Raw genomic sequence first — 24,682 nt, 5'->3', positions numbered from 1 at the left:
TTGGTGGATGCGCGTCCTGCTGAAGATATCGCCGCAGAGCCAGATTACCCTGAGAAAGGACCTGCGTGCGACGTTAGGACCATGTTCTCATGTCGAGGTAGAGGCCGTCAAGGGTCGTCTCATCCTGCGCCCGGCCCTTGGCATGACGCTGGATGAGGCGCGGGAGGCCTATGGCAAGCACGGGATCACGGAGGAGGTGCTGCGGGAGGCGCTTCGGATCGTGAAGCGTCGCCAGGAAGTTCCTTCCGGCTGACGGTGATTGCTGTCACCCTCCTGTGACGGGATCGCGCGGCGCGCGCGATTGCGCGCCTGGCGCGGACGGGAGAGGGTGCGCGACCCATCACAGGTGGCGGGAGAGACGGGCGGTTGGCAGGCGCCGGGGCCGGGATGACAGCGGCGGCTTTTCGGAGTGGAACGGCGGCACCGGTGACAGGCCGGCGCCCTGGCCGCGCCAGTTCCACCTGGCTGCTGCCGGCGGCGGCGCTGCTGCTGCCCTTCATCCTTCTGGTCGGCGGCGGCGTGCATGCCTGGCGCAACACGCTGGCGGAGGCCGAGGCGGCGCTGCGGCAGACCGCCGATAGCGGCGCCGAATTCGGCACGCGGGTGCTCGCGGGCTATGTGGTCAGCGCCGGGCGGGTGAACGACCTGACGCGCGGCCTTTCCGACGAACAGATCACGGCGCGGGAGCCGTCGCTGCACCGGCAGCTGGCGGACCTCATTCCCGATGTGCCGGAGGCGGAAGCGGCCTATGTGATCGACCGCACCGGCACGGCGCTGCTGGCGGCGAACCTGTTTCCCGTGCCGCGGGACCGGCCGACGGCGGCGGACCGCGACTTCTTCGTGGCGCTCCGCGCCGACAATCCGCCGCGCTTCCACATCAGCCAGGTCTATGTCTCCCGCTTCGATGGCGTGCCCTTCTTCGCCATCAGCCGCCGGCGCAGCGGCACGGCGAACGGGCTGCCGCCGGATGCCTTCGATGGCGCGGTCAATCTCTCCGTCTATCCGCACCGGCTGCAGCCGGCGATGCGGCGCCTGCTGCGGCGGGAGGGGGATGCGCTGGCGCTGCTGCGGGATGACGGCCAGCTGCTGGCCAGCACCGCCACCGCCGCCCCCCAGGGCCTGGCGGAGCCGGCGCTGGCCGCGGCGGCCACCCCCACCGGCCAGGCCCTGCTCCATGAAGGGGAGTGGATCCGCGCCGTGCGGAAGCTGGATGGCTTCCCCGCCTTCGCGGTGGCCAGCCGGCCGAGGGATGCGGTGGTGGCGGAATGGCGCGCCACCATGGCGAACCACCTGCTGTTCGGCGTGCCCGCCACCCTGGCGCTGCTGCTGCTGAGCCTGCGGGAACGCCAGCACCAGCGCCGGCTGGAGGTGGCGAACAAGGCGCTGGAGGACGCCAACCTGGCGCTGCAGGGCGCGCTGCGCACCAGCGAGGGCAATCTGAAGCGGGCGCAGGATGCGGCCGGGATCCTGTCCTTCGAGATGGCGGCCGATGGCACGGTCACGGAGGCGGGTGGGCTGCGGGCGCTGCTCGGCCTGCCGCCCGATGCCGCCCTGGATGAGGAGGCCCTGCTGGCCGCCCTGCACCCCGAGGACCGGGAGGCGGCGCGGACGGAGTTGCGGCGCCTGGCGCGGGATGGCGGGCGGCTGGCGGCGGAATACCGCGTGCGCCTGCCGGATGGCGGGCAGCGCTGGGTGATGCTGCGGGGGGAGGCCGCGCCCGGCTTCGGCCCGGCGCCGCCCTCCGGCCTCTCGCTGCCGGGCCGCCTGTCCGGCGTGGCGATGGATGTGACGCAGCGGCGGGAGGCGGAGGAGCGCACCGCGCTTCTGGCCTTCGAGGTGACGCATCGCGCCAAGAACACCCTGGCGGTGGTGCAGGCGGCGCTCCGGCTGACCAAGGCGCCGGACTACGCCAGCTATGTCCGCGCCGTGGAAGGCCGCGTCGCCGCGCTGGCGCGGGCGCAGAGCATGCTGGCGGAAAGCCAGTGGCGGGCAGGCGACCTGCAGGCGCTGCTGGAGGCGGAGCTGCGCGCCTTCCAGGCCGCCGCGCCGGACAGGGCCGGCGACGGCACGGGAGAATCGGCGGTGACCCTGGCCGGCCCTGCGGTGCCCCTGCCGGTCCGCACCGTGCAGGCGCTGGCCATGGCGGTGCATGAACTCGCGACCAATGCGGTGAAGTATGGCGCCCTCTCGGCACCGGGCGGGCGGCTCCGGATCGCCTGGTGCCTGGATGCGGGCTGGGTGCATCTGTCCTGGCGCGAGAGCGGCGGCCCGACCCTGGCGGGGGAGCCGGCGCGGAAGGGCTTCGGGTCCCGCGTGATCGAGCAGACCATCCGCTTCCAGCTCGGCGGGCGGATGGAAAAGCGCTGGGGCGCGGGCGGGCTGGAATGCGACATCGCCATCCCGCTGGCCGAGGAGGGCGCGCCGGCGACGGGTCCGGCGGGCGCTTCTTGACGTTCCGGCTTCGTTCGCCCTAATCGCGGGGGTCGTGCCCCTGCACCGGAACAGGTCCCCTGGCCGCCCCTCCTGACGCATTGGAACCTTCGCGGCCGGATCCTGCCCTGCCGGGTGGCGGCGGGACGCCGACGCTGCGACTGTTGCGGCTGCGGCTCAACGATTTCCGGTCCTACCCCGCCTTCGATGCGCGCTTCGAGGGGCGGATCGTCGCCATCGCGGGGCCGAACGGCGTCGGCAAGACGAACCTGCTGGAGGCGATCAGCCTGCTCGGCCCGGGGCGGGGGCTGCGGGGGGCACGGGCCAGCGAGATCGGCCGCCGCCCGCCCGGCGGCACGGCCCTGCCCTGGGTGGCCTGGGGCGCCTTCGACGGGCCGGATGGCCCGGCCGAGATCGGCACCGGCACCACCGCGGAAGCCGGCGATGCCGCGGCGCGCCGGAAATACACGCTGGATGGGGAGCCCGCGAAAAGCCAGGCGGAGCTGGCGCGGCGTGCGGGCGCGGTCTGGCTGACGCCGCAGATGGACCGGCTGTTCCAGGATGGGGCGAGCGGCCGGCGGCGCTTCCTGGACCGGCTGGTCTGGGCGCTGGAACCGGGCCATGCGCGGGAAGTGGCGGCGCATGACACGGCGATGAGCGGCCGCAACCGCCTGCTGGCGGAGGGGCGGCGGGATGCCGCCTGGCTGGCGGCGCTGGAGGATGCGATGGCCCGCCACGCCGTGGCGGCCGTCGCGGCCCGCCGGGCGCTGGCCGGAAGGTTGAACGCCCTGCTGGCGGCCGGCACGGCGACCGGCGCCTTCCCCGCGGCCCGGATCGAGCTGGTCTGCCCCATCGCCGCGGCGCTGGAGGCGGCGCCGGCGCTGGCGGTGGAGGACCGGCTGCGGGCCGAGCTGGCGGCCGGGCGCGGGCGGGATGCGGCGGCGGGCGGTGCCCAGGCCGGCGCCCACCGGACGGACATGACGCTGGTGCACCTTCCCAAGGGCCAGCCGGCGGAGCTGTGCTCGACCGGGGAGCAGAAGGCGCTGCTGGTTTCCACCGTGCTGGCCCATGCCGCGCTGATCGGCGCGGCCCGGGGCTTCGCGCCGCTGCTGCTGCTGGACGAGGTGGCCGCCCATCTGGACCAGGGGCGGCGGGAGGCGCTCTACGCCGCGCTCGCCGGGCTGCCGGCCCAGGTCTTCCTGACCGGGACGGAGCCGGATATCTTCGCCCCGCTCCAGGGCATCGCCGAGACGTTCCGGGCGACGCCCGAAGGGCTTCAAGGACCTTGATTGCGGTTCTGAATCACCCCGTGCCGAAACCTGCCTGAAAGCCTATACTGGGCGGGTTTCCAAGCCGATTTCCAGGAGCCACCGCCGGCATGTCCGACGCCGATGCGCGCGCCAACGACCCGAACCCGAATGGCGGCACTCCCGCTGGCGGAGCCAATCCGGGGGCGGACGCCTATGACAGTGCCTCCATCACCGTGCTGCGGGGCCTGGAAGCCGTGCGCAAGCGGCCGGGCATGTATATCGGCGATACCGATGACGGCTCCGGCCTGCACCACATGGCCTTCGAGATCATCGACAATGCGGTGGACGAGGCGCAGGCCGGCTTCGCCACCAGCTGCCATGTGGTGCTGAACGGCGATGGCAGCGTCACCGTCACCGATGACGGGCGCGGCATTCCCGTCGACATCCATCCGGAGGAAGGCGTCTCCGCCGCCGAGGTGGTGCTGACCCGCCTTCATGCCGGCGGCAAGTTCAACCAGAACAGCTACAAGGTCTCGGGCGGCCTGCACGGCGTGGGCGCCGCCGTCGTGAACGCGCTGTCGGAATGGATGGAAGTCCGCATCTGGCGGGACGGCAAGGAGCATTTCATCCGCTTCGAGCATGGCGACACGGTGCAGCCGCTGCGCATCGTCGGCCCCTCCGACCACGGGCACGGGACGGAGGTGACCTTCAAGCCCTCCTCCGGCACCTTCACCAAGACCGAATACGAATTCGCGATCCTGGAGCGGCGCCTGCGGGAGCTGGCCTTCCTGAATTCCGGGCTTAAGATCACGCTGAAGGACGACCGGCACGTCCCCGCGCAGGAAGTGGCCTTCGAGTTCAAGGGCGGTCTCGTCGCCTTCGTCGAATGGCTGGACCGCAGCAAGGAACCCGTCTTCAAGCCGCCGATCAGCCTGGTGAGCAAGGCGACGGAGGGCATCCGCGTCGAGCTGGCGATGTGGTGGAACACGTCCCCGCACGAGGTGGCGCTCTGCTACACCAACAACATCCCGCAGCGCGACGGCGGCACGCACCAGGCGGGTTTCCGCCAGGCGCTGACGCGCGTGGTGATGAAATATGCCGAGGACCTCGCGAAGAAGGAGAAGGTGGAGCTGATCGGCGACGACATGCGGGAGGGCCTGACCGCGGTCATCTCCGTGAAGGTGCCGGACCCCAAGTTCAGCTCCCAGACCAAGGACAAGCTGGTGTCGTCCGAGGTGCAGCCGGTGGTGCACATGGCGGTCGCCGACGCGCTGTCCCACTGGTTCGAGACGCATCCGAAGGAAGCGAAGCTCGTCATCGAGCAGGTGGTGCTGTCCGCCGCCGCGCGAAAGGCGGCGCAGCTGGCGCGGGACAAGGTGGGGCGCAAGAACGCGCTGGATATCTCCACGCTGCCGGGCAAGCTGGCGGATTGCCAGGAGAAGGATCCGGCGAAGTCGGAGATCTTCATCGTCGAGGGTGACAGCGCGGGTGGCTCCGCCAAGCAGGGGCGCGATCGGCGCTTCCAGGCGATCCTGCCGCTGAAGGGCAAGATCCTGAATGTCGAGCGCGCGCGGATGGACAAGATGCTGTCCAGCGCGGAGATCGGCACGCTGATCACGGCGCTCGGCACCGGGATCGGGCCGGGGCCGGAGGAGAAGGGCGGCTTCTCCGCCGACAAGCTGCGCTACCACCGCATCGTCATCATGACGGACGCCGACGTGGACGGCAGCCATATCCGCACGCTGCTGCTGACCTTCTTCTTCCGCCAGATGCCGGCGCTGATCGAGCGCGGGCACCTCTACATCGCTCAGCCGCCGCTCTATCGCGCCAAGCGCGGCAATGACGAGCGCTACCTGAAGGACGACCGGGCGCTGGAGGACTTCCTGCTGGAGAAGGCGCTGAACGGCGCGAAGATCCGCTTCGCGGATGGGCGGGAGCTGCGGGGCGAGGAACTGGCGGAGGAGGTCGAGCGGCTGCGCCAGGTGGCGGCGCGCATCCGGCGGCTGGCGACGCAGGTGCCGGCGGGCATCGTGGAGCAGGCGGCGGTGGCGGGCGCGCTGACGCTGGATGGCGATCGGGCGCTGGCGGGCGCGGCGCTGCTGGCGCAGCGGCTGGACGCGCTGGCGCCGGAGAATGAGCGGGGCTGGAAGGCGACGGCGGATGGTGCGCTGACGCTGTATCGCACGGTGCGCGGCGTGACGGAGCGCCATGTGCTGGACGCCGTGGCGCTGCGCAGTGCCGAGGCGCGCTGGCTGGATGAGCGTCGCGACGTCTTCGCCCGCGACTATGCCGCGGGGCCCGTGATGGTGTCCTTCGAGGGGCCGGAGAGCGCGCAGCACGGCCCGCTGCTGGCCTTCGAGCGCATCTTCGCCCAGGGCCGCCGCGGCCTGACGATCCAGCGCTTCAAGGGCCTCGGCGAGATGAACCCCGACCAGCTCTGGAAGACCACGCTCGACCCCGCGGTGCGGACGCTGCTGCGCGTGCGCGTCGAGGATGTGGAGGATGCGGAGCAGGTCTTCTCCACGCTGATGGGCGACGTGGTGGAGCCGCGCCGCGAATTCATCGTGGGGAATGCGCTGAAGGTCGCGAACCTCGACGTGTGAGGGCGCGCAAGGTCCTTCGGCAGGGGGGCAGGACGCCTTGCCGCGTCCTGCCCCTTGGCGCCGCTACTGGACGGTGATGTTGCGGCTGCGGATGACGTCGCGCCACTTGGCGTTCTCCGCGGCGAGGTACTCCGGCCATGCCTCGGGCGGCTGGACGTTGGGGGTCACGGCGAGGGAGGTCAGGCGCTCCCGCACCTCTGGCGCCGCGAGGGCGGCGGCGCTGGCGCGGTTGAGCCGCGACAGGATCGGCGCCGGCGTCCCGGCGGGCGCGAGCAGCGCGAGATCCTCCAGCACCTCGACACCCTGCACCCCACCTTCGGCGATGGTCGGTACGTCGGGGGCGAGCGCGGTGCGCGCGCGGCTTGCCACGCCGAGCGCGCGCAGCTCGCCGGAGCGGATGAATCCCATCACCGCCGAGCTCGGCGCGAAGAGCATGCCCGTCTCGCCCGCCAGGACGGCCTGGAAGGCCGGCGCGCCGCCGCGGTAGCCCACCTCCGTCACCTCGATGCCGGCCTGCTTCAGGAACAGCTCCGTGGCCAGATGCGTGGAGGAGCCGGCGCCCGAATTCGCGTAGGTCTCGCGCCCCGGGCTGCGCTTCGCGGCGGCCACGTACTCCGCCAGCGTCCGGTGCGGGGAGCGGCCGGAGACGAGCAGGAAGATCGGCATCTGCGCCAGCATGCCGATTCCGGCGAAGGCGCGTTCGTTGTCGTAGGGCAGCTGGAACAGGTGCGGCGCCATCGCATAGGTGCTGATGGTGCCGACCAGCACCGTGTGGCCATCCGGCCTGGCGCGCGCGACCGAGTTGAAGCCGATGGTGCCATTCGCGCCGAAGCGGTTGTCCACCGGGAAGGCCTGCCCGAGATCGGTCGCCAGCCGAGCGGCCAGGATGCGCGCGAAGGTGTCGGTCGACCCGCCAGGCCCCCAGGGGACCACGACGGTGACGGGGCGCGAGGGATAGGCTTCCTGCGCCGCGGCGGGCCGGATGGCGGGTGCCATGCCGAGGCCGAGCGTCGCGGCGGCGAAGCCGCGCCGGGTGATCATGGTGATGTCCTCCCTGTTGCGTGTCTTGCCGTCACTGCACGCGGATGTTTCGCGCCCTGATCAGCTCTCGCCATGTCGCGCTTTCCGCCGCGGCGGCGGGCGTGAAGGCATCGGGAGAGCGCACGCCGGGAATGATCGCGAGGTCGTTCAGCCGCTGCCGGACCTCGGCGGTGGCCATGACGCGTTCCATGGCCTGGTTCAGCCGGGAGAGGATCGGCGCGGGCGTGCCGGCGGGGGCGAGCAGGGCGATGTTCTCGACCACCTCGAAATTCGGGAAGCCGGCCTCGGCGAAGGTCGGCAGGTCCGGCGTGAAGGGAATGCGGTCCCGCGTCGCGACGGCCAGCGCGCGCAAATCGCCGGAGCGCATCAGGCCGAGCACCGTGGCGGCGGTCTGGAAGGTCATCTGCGTCTCGCCGGTCAGCATGCCCTGCACGGCGGGCCCGCCGCCGCGATAGGCGACGTCCGGCACCTCGATCCCCGCCATCTGCAGGAACATCTCCGTCGCGAGATGCGTCGAGCTGCCGGTGCCGGAGGAGGCGTAGGAAAGGCGTGCATTGGGCTGGCGCGCCAGGGCGATGAAGCCCGCGACGTCGCGCACCGGCAGCGCGGCCGGGACGAGCATCAGGATCGGCATGGCCGCGATGTGCCCGACGGGGGCGAAGGCGCGGTCATTGTCGTAGGGCACCTGCACCAGGTGCGGCGCCATGGCGTAGGTGCTGGTGGAGCCCATCAGCAGCGTGTAGCCATCCGGCCGCGCGCGGGCGACGGTTGCGCTGCCGATCGTGCCGGTGGCGCCGGCGCGGTTGTCCACCACGACCTGCTGGCCGAGTTCCGCGGAGAGGGGCGCCGCGATCACGCGTCCCAGCGCGTCCTGCGACCCGCCCGGGGCCCAGGGCACGACCAGCGTCACGGTGCGGGTCGGCCAGGCCGGTTGCGCGGCGGCGACCGCCGTCATCGAGAGCAGGCCGATCGCGGCCTGGACCAGAGTGCGTTTCTTCATCGTTCCCTCCATTGGTTTCTCGTTGATCGGCAGCGCCCTATGGCGCCGCGTAGAGCACCCCATCGCGCGCCATCGCCGCCACCTCCTCCGCCGTGAAGCCGAGCGAGGTCGCGATCTCCGCGTTGTGCTGGCCGAGAGAGGGGGCCGGGCAGCGCGGGGTCGTGTCACTGTCGGAGAAGCGGAAGGGCAGGTTCGGCAGGCGGATGCGGCCGAGCACCGGGTGGTCCTGCTCGATCACCATGCCGCGGGCCTGCACCTGCGGATCGGCAAGGACCTCATCGATGCGCTGGATGGCGGCGCAGGGGACATCCACCGCATCCAGCGCCGCGATGCAGGCGGCGCGGGAGGGCTGGGCCATCGTCCAGTTGCGGACGTACTCCAGCGCCGCCAGGCGGTTCGCATTGCGCGAGGCAGGGTCGAGGAAGCGGCGATCCGCCGCCAGTTCCTCGCCGCCGATCAGTCGCGCGAGACGCACCCAGGCGTCATCCACCTGGGCTGCGATGACGAGGTAGCCGTCGCGCGCCTCGAACACGCCATAGACCGTCGATTCCGGCTGGTCATGGCCGGTCTGGACGGGGATCTCCGTGCCGCCGGAGAGCGTGTAGCGCTGCACGGCGAAGTCGTGCATCGACACCATGCAGTCGAGCAGCGCCATGTCGATATGCTGCCCGCGCCCGGTATTGGCGCGGCCGACCAGCGCGGCGCAGATCGCGGCGATGCCGTGCGCGCCGGTGTACATGTCGGCCAGTGGCATGCGGAACAGCGGCGGGGGTTCCCCGGGCGAGCCGAGCTGCGCCATCGCGCCGCTGCGCGCTTCCGCGATCAGCCCGAAGCCGGGCTTCGACGAATCGGGACCGGTATGGCCGAAGGCGGAGACCGAGCAGTAGATGAGGCGCGGGTTGAGTTCGGACAGCGCGGCATAGCCGAGGCCGAGCTTGTCGAGCGTGCCGGGGCGGTAGTTCTCGACGAACACATCGGCCGTGCCGACCAGCCGGCGCATGAGGTCGAGGCCGCGCGGATCCTTCAGGTTCAGGCACAGCCCGCGCTTGCCCATGTTCTGCTGCAGGAAATAGCCGCTCTGTCCCTGCACGAAGATCGGATGCGCGCGGCCGGCATCGCCGGCCTTCGGCCGCTCGACCTTGATGACGTCGGCGCCGAGCGCCGACAGCGCCCGGGACATGAAGGGGCCGGCGAGGAAATGCGAATAGTCGACGACGCGGATGCCCTGCAGGGGCGGCGGCTGGGCCGGCATCAGGCGGCGCTCCCTTCGGCGGCCGCGGGACGGCGCGGGATCATCAGACGATGCTCGCCGCGCTGCACCACCTCGTCGCGCTGGTTGATGAGTTCGGAGGGCAGGACGACGATTCCCCAGCCCGGCTTCTTCGTGGGCCGCATGGAGCCCACGCGGAAGCGGCACCGCACCGTGTCACCGATCTTGATGGGCGCGACGAAGTCCCAGGTCCAGCCGAGCGACATGCCCGGCAGGAAGCGCAGATCCGATTGCGTCTTGAGGCCATCGGCGATGGACAGGCCGAGCAGGCCATGCGCCACGCGCGTGCCGAAGGGCGTGGTGCGCGCATAGGCTTCGTCCGTGTGCACCGGCGTGAAGTCGCCGGTGAAGTTGGCGTAGGTCATGATGTGATCCTCGCCGATCGTGTAGGGCGGGCTGACGCATTCATCGCCGACCTTGACGTCGTCCCAGTAGAGTTCCCGGCTCATGGCGTCCTTCCTCCAGCGCGGCGCACTATCCGCGCCGGTCGGAAGCGGGGCCATGCAATGGACGACATGGCCGGATTGCGGGGCGCAATAATGCCGGGCGTGGACCGCCTGCGGCGCGCCGGCCCTTCCGGCCAGCGGCCGGCTACTTGATGGGTGGCCGCGGCAGCCTTGCCTCGCCGGGCTCGATCGTCAGCCTGTGACGCAGCGAGAACCAGGGCGTCCCGGCATCCGGCGCCTCCGGATGCGGCTCGTCATGCGCGACCAGGCGGGCCACGAGCGGCCGCGTGACGCCGAACTGCACATCGGTTTCCAGATGCGGATCGTCGGCGTCGTAGATCTGCGCCGTCAGCGTCTTGAAGCCGGGCTTGAAGACGAGGGCATGGATATGGGCAGGCCGATAGGGGTGCCGGCCCTGTGCCGCGAGCAGACGGCCGACGACGCCGTCTGTCGGGATCGGGTAGCCCGCCGGCCGGACGCTGCGGAAGGCGATGCGGCCCGCGGCGTCGGTGGTGAACTTGCCGCGCAGGTTCATCTCCGCCTGCGCGGCGTCCTGGTTCTCGTAGAAGCCGACGGGGGAGGCATGCCAGATATCGACCTCCGCACCTTCAACGGGCTGCCCTGCCGGGTCGAGGATGGTGATCTCGGCGAAGAGCGCGGGGCCGGGCGTCTCGGAGCGGAGGAGGCTGCCACCCGGCTCGATGCGCGGCGATCCCAGGCGCCAGAACGGGCCGAGCAGGTTCTGGGATGTCGGCGCGCGGCCGCCATCGCCGTTGTTCAACAGGCAGACCAGGGCGGAGACGCCGAGCGAGCCGGCCATGAGGACCGCTTCGTTGTGGGTGGCCGTGCTGCGCTGGCCGATCTCGTTGATGATCGCCGTGGCTGCCCGGAACTCATCCTCCGTCAACCGCGCCTCCACCACGAAGGCATGCAGGTGGCGAACGAGGATCGTCATGATCTCGCGAAGGCGCGGATCCGTCGTGCGCTCCATGACGGCGAGCGCCGCCGCCGTGACGTCCTCCGGCCGCGCCGCGATCATCGTGGCGCCTCAGCCGCGCGGGTTCACGGCCAGCGCCGCGGCGACGGCGCCCTGGCCGGCCTGCAACACCTCGACAACCAGGCCATCCGGCAGTTCGAGCCAGTGGCGCCCCTTCGCCCCGCCGCGCACGCCACGCGCCGCCGCGGCCTGGATCGCGGCTTCGGCATCATCGGCCATGACGCCGAGATGCGCGAAGCGGCCATCGGTGTCCGGTGCCTCCGGATCCGCGATCAGCTGGATGCCGCCCAGCGTCCAGAGCTGGCGCGGTGCCGCAGGGTCGCCATCCACGTCGCGGATCGTCATGCCGAAGACCTCCGCGAAGAAACGGCGGTGCCAGTCGATGTCGCGAACGCGGATCGCGACATGCTCGACATAGGCCCGTGTTGCCCCCATGGCGTCCTGCTCCCTCATGCGGCCTCCGCAAGCCGCCGCTCGATGCCCTTGATGCAGGCGACGAGGGCGCTGTTGACCGGCGTCGGCACGCCGTGGCGCTCGCCCCAGCGGACCACGGCGCCGTTGATGAAGTCGATCTCCGTCGGCGCGCCCCGCTCCAGGCTCTGCAGCATGGAGGTGCGGAATTCCGGGGGAAGACCCTCCGCCGCCTTCAGCCAGGCCTGGCGAGGCTCCCAGGTGGCGAGGCTGACGCCCGCGGCGCGCGCGACGGCCATGGCTTCCGCGACGGCGTCGATGGCGCAGCGCTCGATCTCCGCGACGGCGTAGAGGCGGCCATAGGGCAGGCCGGTGATGCCGCTGAGCGCGCCGGTCGCGACATTGACCAGCAGCTTGTCCCAGATGGTGGCGACGATGTCGTCGCTGACCTGCGTCGCCAGGCCTGCCTGGCGGAAGGTGTCGGCGATGGCCCCGACGCGCGCCGTCCTGGTGCCGTCCATCTCGCCGATGATGGTCTCCTTCCCGCGGACGCCGATGCGCACGCGGCCCGGGCCGAGGACCACGCCGCCCACATAGGTCTTGCCGGCGACGAGCCTTTCGCGCCCGATGGCGGTGGCCAGGATCTCCTCATGGCCGAGGCCGTTCTGCAGCGACAGCACGACAGTCCCCGGGCCGAGCAGCGGGCGGCACGCGGCGGCGGCCTCGGCGGTCTGCGACGACTTCACGAGGATGACGACGAGGTCCACGGCGCCGACCTCCGCCGTGGTCAGGCAGGCGCGCACGCGGACGCCGCGCTCGGCATCGCCTTCCAGCAGCCTCAGGCCATGCCGCGCGATGGCCTCGACATGATCGGCACGGCGGTTCACGAGCGTCACCTCGGCCCCGGCTTCGGCCAGCACGCCGCCGATCGTCGAGCCGAGTGCGCCAGCGCCCAGGATGCAGATCTTCAACGCCGACTCCTTCCGCAATCCGGAATCCTGCCCCGGATGCCCATGGCCGGACCTTGCCGAGGGCCCTTCATTATCGCCATGCGGTATCGGACATGAGATCATTGCCTGCCGCAATGGGGGAGGGGCGCGTGGCGGATGAGGCAGGGTCGGGACGGCCGCCCCTGGAGGTCAAGTACCTCCGTCTCTTCGACGTGCTGCACGAGACGCGCAGTGTCACGAAGGCGGCTGAGAGGCTCGGCCAGAGCCAGCCGACGGTCAGCATCTGGCTGAACCATCTGCGCCGCGCTCTGCGCGATCCGCTCTTCGTGCGGACCGGCGCGGGGATGGAGCCGACGCCGCGGGCGGAGGCGCTGATCGTCACGGCGCGCGAGGCGCTGGAGGCGCTGCATCGGCTGTCGATCGCGGAGCCCGCCTTCTCGCCGGCGACGACCCGCCGGCGGTTCCGGATCTGCATGACGGATGCGAGCCATGTGACGCTGCTGCCGCAGCTGCTGGCGCATGTCCGTGCGGCGGCGCCGGGCGCCCGGCTGGAAGTGGCGCGCATCGACGGGGATACGGGGCGCGCGCTGGCCGCCGGGGAGGCCGACCTGGCGCTCGGCCTGATCCCGGAACTGGACAGCGGCTTCTACCAGCAGGTGCTGTTCGACCAGGACTGGGTCTGCCTGCTCAACCCGCGACACCCGAGGCTCGGCCGGCGCTTCACCCGGGCGGGGTATGAGGCGGCGGAGCATATCGGCGTCGTCGGCGGCACGGGCGCCGGCCTGCTGGGGCCGGCGCTGGAGGCGAACCAGGTCCAGCGCAGGGTCGTGCTTGAACTGCCGGGGTTCCTGGGGCTGCCAGCGATCATCGCGACGACGGACCTCGTCGCGACGCTGCCGCGGCACATCGGCGAGACGCTGGGCAAGCTGGGGGGCCTGACGGTCGTGGACTGCCCGGTGCCGATCCCCGGCTTCACGGTGAAGCAGCACTGGCATGCCCGATACCACGGCGATGCCGCGAACCGGTGGCTGCGCGGCGTCTGCCTCGGGCTGTTCGGCCGCCACGCCGAGGCCAGGCGCAGCGCCGCCGATGGCGATCGGCCAGGGGATAGCGCCAAGCCGTGGAAAGCCCCGCGAAGGCGCTGACGGGGGTGACAGGGACCAGGGGAGGAGGAACACGGCCGCCGCCCAGGCTGTTCCTCGCCTGGCGCCAGCGTCGTGGAGCCTACAGGGACGTCCTTCCTGCGCTCGCTCCGTTCCACTGGCGGATGGCCGCGATCACCGCCTCGATCTCCGCCATCCGCAGATGGGGTCCGATCGGCAGGCCCAGGAGCCGATCCGCGAAGGCTTCGGTCTTCGGCAGGAGCCCGCGCTTGAAGCCGAGCCCCGCATAGGCGGGCTGGAGGTGCATGGGCGGGTTGTAGAGCGCGTTGCACTGGATGCCCTGGGCCGTCAGATGCCCTGCCAGCGCCTCCCGGTCCTCCGTCTCGATGACGTAGTTGCGCCAGGCGTGGCGGACGCCACTCCGCTCCGACGGCGCCTGCACGACGTCGGCGAGGGCCTGCGCATAGCGCGCGGCCTGCGCGCGCCGCTGGGCGAGGGTGCGGTGCAAGGATGGCAGCTTGGCCCGCAGCACCGCGGCCTGGATCTCGTCCATGCGGTCGTTGTGGCTCTCCTCCTCATGGTGCAGGTCGAGCGGACGGGGCTGCATGCGATGCCGCGCGCGGTCCTGCCCATCGCCGGAGAGGAGGCGCAGGCGTTGCGCGATGGCCGCATCCTCCGTCGCGCAGCCGCCGGCATTGCCCATGGCGCCGAGATGCTTGCCGGAGGAGAAGCTGAAGCAGGTGACGTCGGCGTGGCGACCAACCAGCTGGCCATCGATCTCCGCGCCCAGCGCCAGGCAGGCATCCTCGATCAACGCCAGCCCGTGCCTGTCGGCCAACTCGCGGAAGGCGCGGATGTCGCAGGGATGGCCGTAGATGTCGACGGGAAGGATGGCGGCGGTCCGCGGCGTGATGGCGGCCGCGCAGGCCGCGGGGTCCATGCAGCGCGTCAGCGGATCGATATCCACCCACACCACCGTGGCGCCGACCGAATGGATGGCGGTGCTGTTCGCCATGTCGGTATTGGCGACGGTGATGACCTCATGGCCCGGCCCGATGCGGAGCGCGCGGAACGCCGACTTCAGCGCCGCGGTGCCGGAGCCGGTAGCGACGAAGTGCTTCGCGCCGAGCCAGGCCGCCAGCTCGGCCTCGAAAGCCGGCACCTCCTCGCCCCAGTCGTAGCGGCCGCTGGCCAGCACGCGCGCCACCGCGGCATCGATGGCGTCCTTGTCGTCGAGGTAGAGCTTCCGCCGGTCATAGACGGGGATCATGGCGCAGGGGCGATCGCCTGCGGCGCATAGGCAATCACCTCGATCTCCATGGTGATCTGCGGCCGGCCGAGGACCGGCACGTAGAGGCCGGTATGCGGTGGGCGATGATCGCCGAGGTAGTCGAGGCGCACGGCCGTCACGGCCTCCCGGTCCGCGACATTGGTCAGGATCGTCGTGACCTTGGCGATGTCGTCCTTCGACGCGCCCATATGCGCCAGGACGCGGTCGATGTTGCGCCAGATCTGCCGTGCCTGGTTGGCGGCATCGCCGCCGACCCATTGCCCGTTCTCGTCCTTCGCGACCTGGCCCGACAGGAAGATGAAGTCGCCGGCCCGGGAAGCCTGTTCGTAGCTCTCTCCCGCCGGGACGGCAGGCGGGCTGGAGGTGAAGACCCTCGTCATCATCGCGTCCCCGCATTGCGGCGCGCCAGCACCGCGCGGGTGTAGTCGTAGCCGCTGGCCTCGTAGGTGATGCCCCTGCGGGTCGCCCAGACATTGGTGAGCTGGTAGAGCGGGATGATGGCGACATCCTCCACCGCCAGGGCCACGGCCTGGCGCAGCTGCGTCTCCCGCGCTGCATCGTCCAGCGTCGTCAGCGCACGGGCGATCAGCGCATCCAGCGCGGGATTGGAATAGCCGGACCGGTTGAAGCTGCCCGTCGAGCGGTCGCGATCATAGGTGCTGACCACGTTGATCAGCGGGTGCCCGGCCTGGCCCGAACTCGCCCAGCCCCACATCGTGATGGGAAACTCCATGCGCGCGGCCCGCGGGCTGTAGGAGGCAAGGGGGAGGACCTCCACCGTGGTCTGCACGCCGATGCGCGTCCACATCTGCGCGATGGCCTGCGCGGCCACGGGATCGGTCGGGCGCGCATTCCCGGCGACGTGGAGCACGAGGCGGAAGCCGTCGGGATACCCGGCTTCCGTCAGAAGGCGCCTGGCCGCCACCGGGTCCGGCTGGGGCACGGCGATGGTCGGGTCATAGGAGTAGGCCCCCGGCGGCATGAACTGGTAGTTGGGCACGGCCGTGCCCTGCATGACCCGCTCCGCCAGGCCCTGGCGGTTGATGGCGATGGACAGGGCCTGCCGGACCCTGCGGTCCTTCAGCGGGTTGGTGGCCAGCGGCCGCCCTTCATTGTCCGTGACAAGCGGCGCCACCTCGGCCGACTGGTTCGGCGCCAGGTAGACCAGGCGCAACCCCGGCGCCGAATGGACGGCCGTGCCGGGATCGCTGCGGAAGCGCGGCAGGTCGTTCGGCGAGGGCAGGTCGATCAGGTCCACCCCGCCCGAGAGCAGCGCGGCCGAGCGCGCGCCGGCATTCGGGATGTAGCGGAACACGACGCGGTCCCAGTCCGGGCGCGGCCCCCACCAGGCGTCGTTGCGCACCAGCTCCGCCTCCGTCCCCGGCGTGTAGCCGCGAAGGATGAAGGGGCCCGTGCCGATGGCGGCGCGCAGGGCGTTGTAGTCATCCGTCGTCGCGCCCTCTCCCACCTGGCGAGAGACGATGGCGACCACCGACAGGTCCATCGGCAGGGTCGGCGCGGGGCCATCCGTGTGGAAGCGGACGGTGAGCGGATCGACCACCTCCACCCGGCTGATCGCGCGCACCTGGCCGGCATAGCTGGAGGTCGCGTTGGGCACGTTCGGCACGCGCGCGACGGTGAAGGCCACATCCTCCGCCGTGAAGGGCTGGCCGTTGGAGAAGCGCACGCCAGGGCGCAGCTTGAATTCCCAGACCGTCTCCGCCACCGGCGTCCATCCGAGCGCCAGGCTGGGCGCCAGCGTGGAATCCGGGCGGCGATCCGTCAGCGCCTCGAAGACATGGTAGGTGAGGGTCTGCGTCGAGGTACCCTGGTTGAAGTGCGGATCCACCGAGCCGGGCGCGGCGCTGATCCCCATGGTCAGCGTCGTCTGCCCCATGGCGGGCAAAGCGAGGAGGCCCGCGAGGCCGAGCGATGCGGCGCTGGCGCGGAGGCGCCTTGCGAGGGCGCTCACCGCGGGAAGGCCCGCATCGCGGAGGTCATCTCCGAACTGCCGCTGTCGCCGACCTCGTAGCGGATGCTGGATTTCGAAGCCACGAGAACCGGTGCGGTGAAGAAGGGGATCAGCACGCGTGCCTCCGTTGCGCGGCGGTTGGCGGATAGCAGCAGCGCCCGGCGCCGCGCCGGGTCACGCTCATTCAGCGCGGCCTGGATGTCGCGGTCCGTCTCCGCGTCGGAATAGCCGGATCGGTTGCTGGCGCCGAGGCGGCGGCCTCGGTCCAGGCTGTGGAAGAGGTTGTTCAGCGTGTAGCCGGCATCGCCCTGGTTGTTGCTCCAGGCGCCGAGGAAGAGCGGCGCGGGGTTGTTGCCGGCACGGACGCGGCCGAAATAGACGTTCGCCGGTACGGCCTGCACATCCGCGCGGATGCCGATGCGCGCCAGCATCTGGCCCAAGGCCTGGCACACCTGCGCATCGGCCACGTAGCGGTCATTGGTGCAGAGCAGCGCGGTGGAGAAGCCGTTCGGGTAGCCGGCCTCCGCCAGCAGGCGCCGCGCCTCGTCCGGGGCGAAGCGGTCCACCTGCCGCTCGACATAGCCGTTCATGCTGGGGATGCCGATCTGGCTGGCGGCCTGGCCGTAGCCGAGCAGCAGGCTGCGGATCATGCCTTCCCGGTTGGCGGCGAGCGAAATGGCCTGGCGCACGCGCGGATCGGTGAGCGGGCTGCGCCCTTCCACCATCGCGACGCGCGGATCGAGGTTCACGCCGAGGAACATGACGCGGGAGGAACTGCCGCTGTGGAGCGTGATGCCCGGTGTCGAGGCCAGCCTTGCCGCATCGTGCAGCGGCACGAATTCGATGAGGTCCACATCGCCCGCCAGCAGCCCGGCGCTGCGCGCGGCGTCGTTCGGCAGCACGCGGAATTCCACCGCATTCCAGGCGGGCTTCTCGCCCCAATAGCTGTCGTTGCGCTGCAGCTGCAGCCGGTCCCGGCCCTGCAGTCGCACCAGGCGATAGGGGCCGGTTCCGATGGCGGCGCGCCCCTGGTTGAACTCCTCCGTGCCCCGGCCTTCCGCCGCGTGGCGGGAGAGGATCGACAGCTTCGCGATCTGGTTGGGCAGCATCGGCACGAAGCCGTCGGTCACGAGATCGACGGTCAGGTCATCGACCTTGCGAACCTCCGTCACGCCGAGCAGCGCGCCGGTATAGGGTGCCGGGTTGTTCGGGATGTTCGGCACGCGCTGCAGGCTGAAGACCACGTCATCGGCGGTGAAGGGCGTGCCGTCATGGAAGGTGACGCCCGGGCGAAGCCTGAAGCGCCAGGCATTGTCGCCCTCTGGCGCCCAGGACAGCGCCAGGTCGGGGTGCAGTTGGCCGCGCGCATCCTGGTCGATCAGCGCGCCGTAGATGTGCTGGTTGTAGGCGATGTTGGTGTCGATCAGCATGAAATGCGGATCGAGCGTGGGCGTGCCGGTGGTGCCGATGCGCAGATCGGTCGCTTGTGCCGCCGGGAAGCCAAGGCCCAGTCCAAGCAGGGCGATGGCTGCACGCAGCGGCAAGCGGGATTTCGTCGTGAACCCCATGGCCTACTCCATCCTGTATCGGGCTGGCCGTCCGGGTTCCGCTTCTTCCGTGCGGGGACCTGTCGGGAACCACCGACATTCGCGAGGGCACTGCCGCGTATCCTGCGCTCCGGAGGCGATCCTCATCCGCAGGCGCGCGAGATGCCAAGACAATCCGCGCCGGCCTTCATAAGGGTGTCTTATACCGAAGACCGCGATCGGCCTGGCCGAAGCGGTGGGCAGGCGGCGGCCCGCGGCGTATCACCTGGCATGATCGTCCATCAGGGAAGCGCCAGATGCTCGTCATCCATCACCCCGACCAGGCCAGGCATGACGTCGACAGCGTGTTCCGCACCGGCAAGTTCATCCCGCATTTCGACCGCGCCGAGCGCTACCGGGTCTTCCTGGATGCGGTGATGCGCGCGGGCCATGCGGTGGTGCAGGCGCCGATCGGGGTGCTGGAGGCGATCACCGCCGTGCACGATCCCGCCTATGTCGACTTCCTGAAGGGCGTGCATGCGCGCTGGATGCAGCGGCCGGATTTCGGCCCCGTCGCGGTGCCGAGCGTGCATCCCACGCACCGGATGCATCGCAGGCCCACCGACCTGATCGGTGAGCTCGGCTGGTACAGCAATTCCACGACCTGCCCGATCGCCGCCGAGACCTGGAATTCGGTCCTGGCCAGCGCGCAGGTGGCGATCCACGGCGCCGAGCGCCTGACCGCCGCCGAGGCGCCCATCTATGCCATGTGCCGCCCGCCCGGCCACCATGCCTATGCCGACCTGATGAGCGGCGGCTGCTACCTGAACAACACCGCAATCGCCGCGCAACGTCTCACCAACCGCTTCGGCCGCGTCGGCATCCTCGATATCGACGTGCACCACGGCAACGGCACGCAATCGATCTTCTGGGACCGCGCGGATGTGATGACCTGTTCCGTGCATGTCGATCCCAATGCCGGCGCGCCGCTCTATGCCGGTCATGCCGATGAGGTCGGCGGCGCCGCCGCGCTCGGGTGCAACCACAACCAGCCGCTGCAGCGCGGCACGACCGATGCGCCCTGGCTTGCGGCCATCGACGGCGCGCTGTCTCGTCTCCGCAGCTTCGCGCCGGGCGCGCTCGTCGTGGCCCTCGGCCTCGATGCCGCGGAGCAGGACCCCGTGGCGACCTTCCGCATCACCGAGGCCGGCTTCGCGGAGGCGGCGGCCAGGATCGCCGCGCTCGGCTGCCCCACGCTTCTGGTGCAGGAGGGCGGCTATCTCAGCCCTTCGCTGGGCCGCTACCTGCAGAGCTTCCTCGGCGGCATGTCCCGATAGGGCCTCAGAGGGTGCGGCTGGCGTAGGGCGCTTCCAGCCGCGCCACCTCCTCCGCCGTCAGGCGCAGCGCCGTGGCGGCGGCCGCATCGGCGATCTGGGCGGGGTCGCTGACACCCACGACGGGCGCGGCCATCACGGCCTTGCCCATCAGCCAGGCCAGCGACACCTGCATCGGCTTCACGCCGCGCGCCCGCGCGATCTCCAGCACGGCATCCAGCACTGCGAAGTCGCTCTCCCGGTACAGGCCTTCCGCGAGATGGTCGGTGCGCGCCCGCTGGGTCGCCGCGCCTTCCCGCGTGCGGTTGCCGCCGAGGAAGCCGCGGGCGAGCGGCGAATAGGGCACCAGGCCGACGCCCTGGTCGAGGCAGAGCGGGATCATCTCGCGCTCCTCCTCCCGCTGCACCAGGTTGTAGAGGTTCTGCATCGCCACGGGCCGCGCCCAGCCGCGCTCCGATGCCATGGTGCACATCTGCGCGAAGCGCCAGGCCGGCATGGTGGAGCCGCCGATGTAGAGCACCTTGCCGGCGCGGACGAGGTCGTTCAGCGCCGCCATCGTCTCCTCAACCGGCGTCACCGTATCGAGGCGATGCAGCTGCAGCAGGTCGATATGGTCCGTATCGAGGCGCTTCAGCGAGGCCTCCACCGCGGCCATCAGATGCTTGCGCCCGACGCCGCCGGCATTCGGCTTCTGGCCGGTCGGAATGCCGACCTTGGTGGAGATCACGACCTCTTCACGCGGCACCTCCTTCAGCAGGGTGGCGCCTATGATCCGCTCGCTCTCACCGGCATTGTAGACATTCGCGGTGTCGAAGAAGGTGATGCCGGCATCGAGCGCCGCGCGGAAGAAGGGACGGGCGCCTTCCTGGTCGATCGGCGCCCAGCCGCGGCGGCCCGCCGCCCCCCAGGAATTGCCGCCGAGGCAGATGGCGGAGACGGTCAGGCCACTGCGGCCGAGCTGGACGTATCTCATGCGAAGACCTTTCCACGCGTCGTGGCCGCGCCGATCTCTACCCCGCGATCAGCCCGCGGTGAACATCTCCGGGTAGCGAAGGCGCAGGCGCGAGACGGCCTCCGTCACCGGGCAGGCCCGCGTCTCCTGCGCGATGGCCGGCACCATCTCGAACAGCCGGGACTTCAGGAAGAAACGCCAATGCACGGGCAGGCTGGCGATGACCGTTGTCATGGCGGCGTAGACATCGCGGCTCCAGACCCGCTCGAAGGCGTCGCGTTCCGGGCCGAAGAAGAAATGGCGCTCCGTCTCGCCGGCGCGCAGCTCCGCGCGCCGCGCCGCTGTCGCGGCCTCGTCGACGGCGCCGTCTCGGATGATGACGCCGTAGTCGGCGGCCGCGGCATTCACGGAGACGTAGCCGCGCCGCACATCCTGCAGCACCAGCGCCACGTCGCGCTTCAGCGGGCTGCCACGGCCGCCGCCGCCGGGCGAATGAATATGCAGCACATCGCCCGGGTCCATGCTGGTGATATCGGTATTGCCCAGCTTCTTCTCGCGATCCGTGCCGGGGTTGAGCAGGAAGTCGGAGGGCTTGCCGCTATGGCCGCCCAGCGTGCCCCAGGGGCGGAAGCGGCAGCGGTCGCGGTTGCGGGCGGTGATGTGGGTATTGGGCGAGAAGACCTTGAATTCCAGCACGGAGGCGAGGCCGCCGCGATGCTGCCCGGCGCCGCCGGAATCCGGCATCAGCCCGTAGCGCAGGAACTGGATCGGGACCTCGGTCTCCGTGATCTCGATCGGCGTGTTCTTGAGATAGGCACCATCGGCGCCCGATCCGTTGGTGCCATCCCGATGCGGCATGCCGCCGGCGCCGCCGACCACGGGATTGATCGCCGCCAGCACCGTCTCCCGCGTCCGATTATCCACGGTGCGGACATTCATGATGGAACTGGTGCCGGCGGGCGCGGCCGGCATGCGGTCCGGGATCGCCAGGCTGAAGGCACCGAAGATGAGGGAGCGCAGCCGCGCGCAGGTGAGCGACCGCATGCCGACCGCGGCCGGGAAGGTCGGGTTCAGCACCGTGCCTTCCGGCGCGATGCAGGTGAAGGGACGCACCAGCCCCGCATTCAGCAGGATCTGCGGGTTCAGCGTGTAGAGCACGTAGTAGACGCCGACCAGCAGCAGCGTGTGCCGCGCCGCGCCGCCCGTCGGCACGTTCAGCGCCGAGGTCAGCTGCGGGTCGGTGCCGGTGAAGTCCAGCGTCGCGCTGTCACCCTGGATCCGCAGCGTCAGCGCCAGCCGGCAGGGATTGCCGCCGGCCGAATCCTCATCCGTGTAGTCGCAGAAGAAGTAGTCGCCGTCGGGGATGGATCGCAGGATCTCCCGCGCCTGGTGCTCGGCGTAATCGAGCAGCCCGGCCTGGCCGGCGCGGAAACCCTCCAGCCCGAACTTCTTCACCATGGCGAGCACCTTGCGCTCCCCGGTATTGAGCGCGCCGACGAAGGCCTTGAGGTCGCCGAGATTCTGCTCCGGCTTGCGGACGTTGAGGAGCATGATGCGCAGCGCTTCCTCGTTCAGCGCGCCTTCGCGATACATCTTGAGCGGCGGGATGCGCACGCCTTCCTGGTGGATCTCCGTCAGGGTGCGCGACAGGCTCGCCGGGACCGCGCCGCCCATATCGGTGTTGTGGATATGGCCGCTGGCGAAGGCGACGATCTGATCCTCCCAGAAGATCGGCTTCCACATGTGCAGGTCCGGCGCATGCGTCGCCAGGAAGCCGCTATAGGGATCGTTGGTGGCGCCGATGTCGCCCGGCCTGTAGTCCGGGATCATGCCGATGGCGGGGCCGTAGTTCAGCCCGACATACCAGGTGGCGCCGAGATCCATCGGCACGGCGCTGACCTGGCCCGCGGGGTCGAGGATCTGGATGGTGAAATCCTCCGTCTCCTTGACGAAGGTGGAATGCGCCGTGCGGTACAGCGTGTAGGCCATGTTCTCCGCCGCCGCGCGGGCATGGTTGGCGAAGACCTGCAGCGTGACCTTGTCCATCGTCCTCAGCCCTCCGCCGCCAGGTGCAAATTGCCATGCGCATCGACGGTGCCGGCATAGCCCGCGGGGATGCAGACCGTGCTGTCCTCCTGCGCCACCACGGCGGGGCCCGAGAATTCATGGCCGTGCCGCAGGTTCTCCCGCAGGAAGAGCGGCATGCGGTGCAGCGCGCCGTCGTGCCAGACATCGACCAGCCGTTCGGGTCGCGGCGTGCCGGCGACCTTTTCCTGCACCGCGAAATCGGGCGGCTCCGTCGCGCCGGCGATGACGAGGCGGAGATTGACGAGTTGCACGGGCGCGGCTTCGTCCGCGAAGGCGTAGATGGCGGTGTGCCGGGCATGGAAGGCGGCGCGGATGGCGTCGAGGTCGCCGCCCTCGATCCAGGCCTCCTCCAGCACCGTCTCGATCTCGAAGGATTGCCCGCGGTAGCGCATGTCCGCCGAGACCTGCAGCGCGGCGACGCCCGCGAAATTCTGGTCCGGGCGCAGCCAGCGCTCGGCCTCCGCGCGCAGCGCTGCCAGGGCGGCCTGCAGTGCCGCCAGCCCCTCCGCCCGCAGCTCGATGAACATGGTGCGGATGAAGTCGTTCTTGACCTCGGCCACCAGGCCGCCGAGGGCGCTGACGACACCAGGGCGTCGCGGCACCATGACGCGGCGGATGCCGAGTTCCCGCGCCAGCAGGCAGCCCATCATCGGGCCCGCGCCGCCGAAGGGCACCAGGGTGAAATCGCCGAGATCGACGCCGTAGCGCGCCACGAGCTTGTTCACCTCCGCGAACATGGAGGAGATGGAGACCATGATGATGGCCTCCGCCGTCTCATGCAGCCCGCGGCCGAGCTTTCGGGCCAGTGCGCCCACGACCGCCTCCGCCTTGCCGCGCTCCATGGTGACGGATCGGTAGGCGAGCGGCGCATGGCCCAGGAAGCCGCAGACGGCCATGGCATCGGTGATGGTCGCGCGGTCGCCGCCGCGCCCGTAGCAGGCGGGGCCTGGGACGGAGCCCGCGCTCTCCGGCCCCACCTTCAGCATGCCGAAGCCATCCACCGTGGCGATGGACCCGCCGCCATCGCCGATCGAGGTGACGGAGACGCTGGGGACGTAGAGCGGGAATTCGCCGATCAGCTCGCCGGTGCCGAACTGCGCGCGGCCCTCGATGATCAGCGCGACATCGGCGCTGGTGCCGCCGATGTCGAGCGTCAGCGCATTCGGCACGCCGGCCTGCCGCGTCAGGAAGGAGGCGCCCATGACGCCGGAGGCGGTGCCCGACAGCAGCATGGAGACGCAGGAGCTGCGCCCCATGGCGATGTTCATCATCCCGCCATTGGACTTGGTGATCATCGGCGGCGCCGTCACGCCGCGGCCGCGCAGCGCCTGTTCCAGCGAATGCAGGTAGCCATCGACGCGCGGGAAGACGTAGCCGTTGAGGATTGCTGTCGTCGTGCGTTCGTATTCGCGGATCACCGGCCAGATCTCTGCGGCGCAGAAGACGAAGAGGTCCGGCGCCAGACGCTGCACGACGGCCTTGGCCGCCTGTTCCTGCGCCTGGTTCCGATAGGCATGCAGGAAGGCGATGATGACGCCCCGCGCGCCGCGTGCGCGCGCCAGCTCCAGCGCGTTCGCCACGGCCTGCTCGTCCAGCGCCTCTGCCTCGCTGCCATCGGCCAGGATGCGGCCGGCGACGCCGAAGATGCGGTCACGGGGGATCAGCTGCTCCGGCCGCGCGCAGAACAGGCTGTACATCTCCGGCATGCGCAGCCGCGCCAGTTCGATCACATCCTCGAAGCCGGCATTGGTGATCAGCGCGAGGTCGGCGCCCTTGCGCTGGATGACGGTATTGATGCCGACGGTGGTGCCATGGACGAAGCTGGTCACCTCCGCGGGGTCCATGCCGTGGCGCTGCTGCAGCAGCGCGATGCCTTCCATCACCTCGCGCCCCGGCTCGTCCGGCGTGGTGAGGACCTTCAGCGTGTGCATCTGCCGGGTCTTCTCATCCAGCGCGCAGAAATCGATGAAGGTGCCGCCGATATCCACGCCGATGCGCCAGCCCATGCCGTATCCCCG

20 protein-coding genes are annotated in these 24,682 nt (G+C 70.6%); 6 read left to right on the top strand and 14 right to left on the bottom strand.

What is annotated here, in order from left to right:
- Positions 1–7 precede the first annotated feature (7 nt).
- The 4 genes from G3576_RS12625 to gyrB all read left to right on the top strand — a co-directional run bounded on the left by G3576_RS12625 (position 8) and on the right by gyrB (position 6,283).
- Positions 8–253, top strand: coding sequence for a hypothetical protein (locus G3576_RS12625; protein WP_164694752.1), 246 nt, complete (start codon positions 8–10; stop codon positions 251–253).
- A gap of 173 nt (positions 254–426) precedes the next feature.
- Entirely contained in the window at positions 427–2,451 is a 2,025-nt protein-coding gene (locus G3576_RS32570) for a sensor histidine kinase (RefSeq protein WP_164694751.1), read from the top strand.
- Positions 2,452–2,594: 143 nt separating this feature from the next.
- Complete coding sequence (gene recF / locus G3576_RS12615) at positions 2,595–3,719, top strand: DNA replication/repair protein RecF (RefSeq protein ID WP_235951838.1); 1,125 nt, start codon at positions 2,595–2,597, stop codon at positions 3,717–3,719.
- 89 nt (positions 3,720–3,808) lie between these two features.
- Positions 3,809–6,283 (top strand): DNA topoisomerase (ATP-hydrolyzing) subunit B, encoded by a 2,475-nt coding sequence (gene gyrB / locus G3576_RS12610; RefSeq protein ID WP_164694750.1) that lies wholly within the window; start codon positions 3,809–3,811, stop codon positions 6,281–6,283.
- Positions 6,284–6,346: 63 nt separating this feature from the next.
- Here gyrB and G3576_RS12605 read toward each other — a convergent pair whose 3' ends face one another.
- From G3576_RS12605 to G3576_RS12575, 7 genes are all read right to left on the bottom strand, one after another.
- Positions 6,347–7,324, bottom strand: coding sequence for a Bug family tripartite tricarboxylate transporter substrate binding protein (locus G3576_RS12605; RefSeq protein WP_164694749.1), 978 nt, complete (start codon positions 7,322–7,324; stop codon positions 6,347–6,349).
- Between the two features lie 31 nt (positions 7,325–7,355).
- Positions 7,356–8,324: a Bug family tripartite tricarboxylate transporter substrate binding protein gene (locus tag G3576_RS12600; RefSeq protein ID WP_235951836.1), complete on the bottom strand. Its 969-nt coding sequence runs from the start codon at positions 8,322–8,324 to the stop codon at positions 7,356–7,358.
- A 37-nt stretch (positions 8,325–8,361) separates the two neighbouring features.
- Positions 8,362–9,576 carry a CaiB/BaiF CoA transferase family protein gene (locus G3576_RS12595; RefSeq protein WP_164694747.1) on the bottom strand — a complete coding sequence of 405 codons (1,215 nt, stop codon included), beginning with the start codon at positions 9,574–9,576 and terminating at the stop codon, positions 8,362–8,364.
- Entirely contained in the window at positions 9,576–10,043 is a 468-nt protein-coding gene (locus G3576_RS12590; protein WP_164694746.1) for a MaoC family dehydratase, read from the bottom strand. The genes G3576_RS12595 and G3576_RS12590 overlap by 1 nt, the downstream gene beginning before the upstream one ends.
- A 142-nt stretch (positions 10,044–10,185) precedes the next feature.
- Positions 10,186–11,079 (bottom strand): dioxygenase family protein, encoded by an 894-nt coding sequence (locus tag G3576_RS12585; RefSeq protein WP_164694745.1) that lies wholly within the window; start codon positions 11,077–11,079, stop codon positions 10,186–10,188.
- A gap of 9 nt (positions 11,080–11,088) precedes the next feature.
- Positions 11,089–11,490, bottom strand: a complete 402-nt coding sequence (locus G3576_RS12580; RefSeq protein ID WP_207622792.1) for a VOC family protein — start codon at positions 11,488–11,490, stop codon at positions 11,089–11,091.
- Positions 11,487–12,419, bottom strand: a complete 933-nt coding sequence (locus G3576_RS12575) for a ketopantoate reductase family protein (protein ID WP_164694744.1) — start codon at positions 12,417–12,419, stop codon at positions 11,487–11,489. The genes G3576_RS12580 and G3576_RS12575 overlap by 4 nt, the downstream gene beginning before the upstream one ends.
- Before the next feature lie 128 nt (positions 12,420–12,547).
- Between G3576_RS12575 and G3576_RS12570 the strand changes: the two genes are divergently transcribed.
- Positions 12,548–13,543 carry a LysR family transcriptional regulator gene (locus G3576_RS12570; RefSeq protein ID WP_207622791.1) on the top strand — a complete coding sequence of 332 codons (996 nt, stop codon included), beginning with the start codon at positions 12,548–12,550 and terminating at the stop codon, positions 13,541–13,543.
- Positions 13,544–13,622: 79 nt separating this feature from the next.
- Here G3576_RS12570 and G3576_RS12565 read toward each other — a convergent pair whose 3' ends face one another.
- The 4 genes from G3576_RS12565 to G3576_RS12550 are packed head-to-tail and all read right to left on the bottom strand — an operon-like array spanning position 13,623 to position 18,308.
- Positions 13,623–14,771 (bottom strand): DegT/DnrJ/EryC1/StrS family aminotransferase, encoded by a 1,149-nt coding sequence (locus G3576_RS12565; RefSeq protein WP_164694743.1) that lies wholly within the window; start codon positions 14,769–14,771, stop codon positions 13,623–13,625.
- On the bottom strand, positions 14,768–15,172 hold the full coding sequence (locus tag G3576_RS12560) for a RidA family protein (RefSeq protein ID WP_164694742.1): 405 nt from the start codon (positions 15,170–15,172) through the stop codon (positions 14,768–14,770). The genes G3576_RS12565 and G3576_RS12560 overlap by 4 nt, the downstream gene beginning before the upstream one ends.
- Complete coding sequence (locus tag G3576_RS12555; protein ID WP_328729017.1) at positions 15,172–16,764, bottom strand: ABC transporter substrate-binding protein; 1,593 nt, start codon at positions 16,762–16,764, stop codon at positions 15,172–15,174. Before G3576_RS12555 ends, G3576_RS12560 begins: the two co-directional genes overlap by 1 nt.
- Positions 16,761–18,308, bottom strand: coding sequence for an ABC transporter substrate-binding protein (locus G3576_RS12550; protein WP_164694741.1), 1,548 nt, complete (start codon positions 18,306–18,308; stop codon positions 16,761–16,763). Before G3576_RS12550 ends, G3576_RS12555 begins: the two co-directional genes overlap by 4 nt.
- Positions 18,309–18,607: 299 nt before the next feature.
- On the opposite strand from G3576_RS12550, the gene G3576_RS12545 reads away from it, so the two are divergent.
- A complete protein-coding gene (locus G3576_RS12545) occupies positions 18,608–19,627 on the top strand; it encodes a histone deacetylase family protein (protein ID WP_164694740.1) in 1,020 nt (339 codons plus the stop codon).
- A 4-nt stretch (positions 19,628–19,631) separates the two neighbouring features.
- Here G3576_RS12545 and G3576_RS12540 read toward each other — a convergent pair whose 3' ends face one another.
- From G3576_RS12540 to G3576_RS12530, 3 genes are read right to left on the bottom strand one after another with little or no spacing between them, the layout of a single operon-like run.
- Positions 19,632–20,597 (bottom strand): aldo/keto reductase, encoded by a 966-nt coding sequence (locus tag G3576_RS12540; protein ID WP_164694739.1) that lies wholly within the window; start codon positions 20,595–20,597, stop codon positions 19,632–19,634.
- Positions 20,598–20,645: 48 nt separating this feature from the next.
- Complete coding sequence (locus G3576_RS12535) at positions 20,646–22,622, bottom strand: hydantoinase B/oxoprolinase family protein (protein ID WP_164694738.1); 1,977 nt, start codon at positions 22,620–22,622, stop codon at positions 20,646–20,648.
- Between the two features lie 5 nt (positions 22,623–22,627).
- The gene (locus G3576_RS12530; RefSeq protein WP_164694737.1) at positions 22,628–24,670 is read right to left on the bottom strand and encodes a hydantoinase/oxoprolinase family protein; all 2,043 of its coding nucleotides are present in this window, start codon (positions 24,668–24,670) and stop codon (positions 22,628–22,630) included.
- Positions 24,671–24,682: the final 12 nt, after the last annotated feature.

This window comes from Falsiroseomonas algicola (genome assembly GCF_011040385.1).
In the GTDB taxonomy this organism is placed as follows: Bacteria; Pseudomonadota; Alphaproteobacteria; order Acetobacterales; family Acetobacteraceae; genus Falsiroseomonas; species Falsiroseomonas algicola.
Note: the sequence above shows the minus strand (reverse complement) of the source record. Positions and strands in the feature narration are given on the sequence as shown.

Bases quoted from the DNA above. Each gene is read 5' to 3' on its own strand.
- G3576_RS12625 (WP_164694752.1), top strand. From the start codon at position 8: ATGCGCGTCCTGCTGAAGATATCGCCGCAGAGCCAGATTACCCTGAGA.
- gyrB (WP_164694750.1), top strand. From the start codon at position 3,809: ATGTCCGACGCCGATGCGCGCGCCAACGACCCGAACCCGAATGGCGGC.
- G3576_RS12605 (WP_164694749.1), bottom strand. From the start codon at position 7,324: ATGATCACCCGGCGCGGCTTCGCCGCCGCGACGCTCGGCCTCGGCATG.
- G3576_RS12600 (WP_235951836.1), bottom strand. From the start codon at position 8,324: ATGAAGAAACGCACTCTGGTCCAGGCCGCGATCGGCCTGCTCTCGATG.
- G3576_RS12595 (WP_164694747.1), bottom strand. From the start codon at position 9,576: ATGCCGGCCCAGCCGCCGCCCCTGCAGGGCATCCGCGTCGTCGACTAT.
- G3576_RS12590 (WP_164694746.1), bottom strand. From the start codon at position 10,043: ATGAGCCGGGAACTCTACTGGGACGACGTCAAGGTCGGCGATGAATGC.
- G3576_RS12585 (WP_164694745.1), bottom strand. From the start codon at position 11,079: ATGATCGCGGCGCGGCCGGAGGACGTCACGGCGGCGGCGCTCGCCGTC.
- G3576_RS12580 (WP_207622792.1), bottom strand. From the start codon at position 11,490: ATGAGGGAGCAGGACGCCATGGGGGCAACACGGGCCTATGTCGAGCAT.
- G3576_RS12565 (WP_164694743.1), bottom strand. From the start codon at position 14,771: ATGATCCCCGTCTATGACCGGCGGAAGCTCTACCTCGACGACAAGGAC.
- G3576_RS12560 (WP_164694742.1), bottom strand. From the start codon at position 15,172: ATGACGAGGGTCTTCACCTCCAGCCCGCCTGCCGTCCCGGCGGGAGAG.
- G3576_RS12545 (WP_164694740.1), top strand. From the start codon at position 18,608: ATGCTCGTCATCCATCACCCCGACCAGGCCAGGCATGACGTCGACAGC.
- G3576_RS12540 (WP_164694739.1), bottom strand. From the start codon at position 20,597: ATGAGATACGTCCAGCTCGGCCGCAGTGGCCTGACCGTCTCCGCCATC.
- G3576_RS12535 (WP_164694738.1), bottom strand. From the start codon at position 22,622: ATGGACAAGGTCACGCTGCAGGTCTTCGCCAACCATGCCCGCGCGGCG.
- G3576_RS12530 (WP_164694737.1), bottom strand. From the start codon at position 24,670: ATGGGCTGGCGCATCGGCGTGGATATCGGCGGCACCTTCATCGATTTC.